Below are 1,403 nucleotides of genomic sequence, written 5' to 3'. Positions count from 1 at the left end.
GCCCCGCACCGCGCGCACGGCCTCCAGCGTCAGGATCGCGCACATCGGCACCACGACGAAGAACAGCAGCTCCTCCAGGGGAAGGCTCCCCGGAAGCAGGACCCCGGTGATGCGGCGCCGGTCGAAGCTCCAGTGCCCCGCGGAGACGGCGAACAGGTCCCAGGCAACGAAGATCACGATGACGGGGGCGAGGGTCAGCAGCAGCCGAACCGGCCGGGCGTACACCCGGGTGCCCAGAAACACCTCGAGCGGCGCCGTTCCGAGCAGGCATCCTGCCAGGACCGCGAGATAGCTCAGATGGCGCATCGGTGGCTGGGGCGGAGGCTCGGACGGCGCATCGACAACTCTCAGACGGCTCTCAGACAGCGCGCAGACGCCGAGCGAGGGCAACGGCGCTCGCGGCCGGATCCTCGGCCCCGGTGAGGCCCCGCACGACCACCACGCGGCGCGCTCCCGTCGCGAGGATCTCATCCAGGGTATCCGGACCGACGCCGCCGGTGACGAACCACGGCTTCACGCCCGGGACGAACGGAGGAGCGTGCCGCGCGGCCAGCCGGGGCAGGCCCAGGCCGACCGGCGGCCGGCCCTCCTTGGTGGGCGTGGCGTGCACCGGCCCCACGCACACGTAGTCGACGTCGGGGTCGGCGAGCGCCGCGAGGAACTGGTCGAGATCGTGCGTCGACTGTCCGATCAGCACGTCCGGGCCCATCAGGCGCCGGGCGAACCGCGGCGGGATATCGCCCTGACCGGCGTGCAGGATGTCGACCCCGGCGAAGGCGGCGAGGTCGGCACGGTCATTCGCGCTGACCAGCACTCCCCTGGCGCCAGCGGCGGCCTGCACCCGCCGCAGCCCGCCGAGCTCCTCGTCCCATTCGAGCCCCTTCTCCCGGAGCTGGATCAGATCGACCCCGGGGGCCTCGGGCGTGCCGACCACGGCGCTCAGGAAGGCGTCGAACTCGGCCCGACGCGGCGTGCACAGGTACAGGCGGGCGTCGGCCAGCCGCCGCAACCGGTCCGCCCGGGCCGGCCCACCGGCGCGCGGCGACGATCCCTCAACCTCCGGCGACAGCACGCACGATCTCCAGGATGTCGCCGTCGGCGAGCCGGACGGCGGGCATCTCGGACGGCGTCAGCGCCACGCCATTGTGCTCGACCACCACCGAACCGGACGGCAGGCCCAGCTCGGCGAGCAGGTCGGGCAGCGGCTGGCCACTCGGGATGCCCCGCGGCGCACCATTGACGACGACCCGCGCCCGGGCGAGCGGCTCCAGGTGCGCACGCGGGTGCGAGTGCGAGTGCAGCGGACGATCGACCATTTTTCGACCCTACGGGAGCAGCGCCCGCCGTGCGGGCGGTGGGTACGGCCGGGACCGGGCCGGGGCTAGACTTGTCTTCCGCACGTG

At 73.3% G+C, this 1,403-nt stretch carries 3 protein-coding genes; all 3 read right to left on the bottom strand.

The window, feature by feature from the left end; translation table 11 throughout:
- Window positions 1-306 (bottom strand): lycopene cyclase domain-containing protein (locus tag ACY45C_RS13520; RefSeq protein WP_462187964.1); only part of this gene is annotated, 306 nt, incomplete at its 3' end.
- 52 nt (window positions 307-358) lie between these two features.
- Window positions 359-1,072 (bottom strand): thiamine phosphate synthase, encoded by a 714-nt coding sequence (locus ACY45C_RS13515; RefSeq protein WP_462187963.1) that lies wholly within the window; start codon window positions 1,070-1,072, stop codon window positions 359-361.
- Window positions 1,053-1,316 (bottom strand): sulfur carrier protein ThiS, encoded by a 264-nt coding sequence (gene thiS / locus ACY45C_RS13510; protein ID WP_462187962.1) that lies wholly within the window; start codon window positions 1,314-1,316, stop codon window positions 1,053-1,055. Before thiS ends, ACY45C_RS13515 begins: the two co-directional genes overlap by 20 nt.
- Between the last annotated feature and the right edge of the window lie 87 nt (window positions 1,317-1,403).

Source organism: Frankia sp. CcWB2, assembly GCF_977927585.1.
The sequence above is the reverse complement of the archived record's forward strand: the minus strand, read 5'-3'. Positions and strand labels throughout refer to the sequence as shown.

What these genes read in the sequence shown, in the direction of transcription:
- thiS (WP_462187962.1), bottom strand. Translation starts at nt 1,316, where the DNA reads ATGGTCGATCGTCCGCTGCACTCGCACTCGCACCCGCGTGCGCACCTG.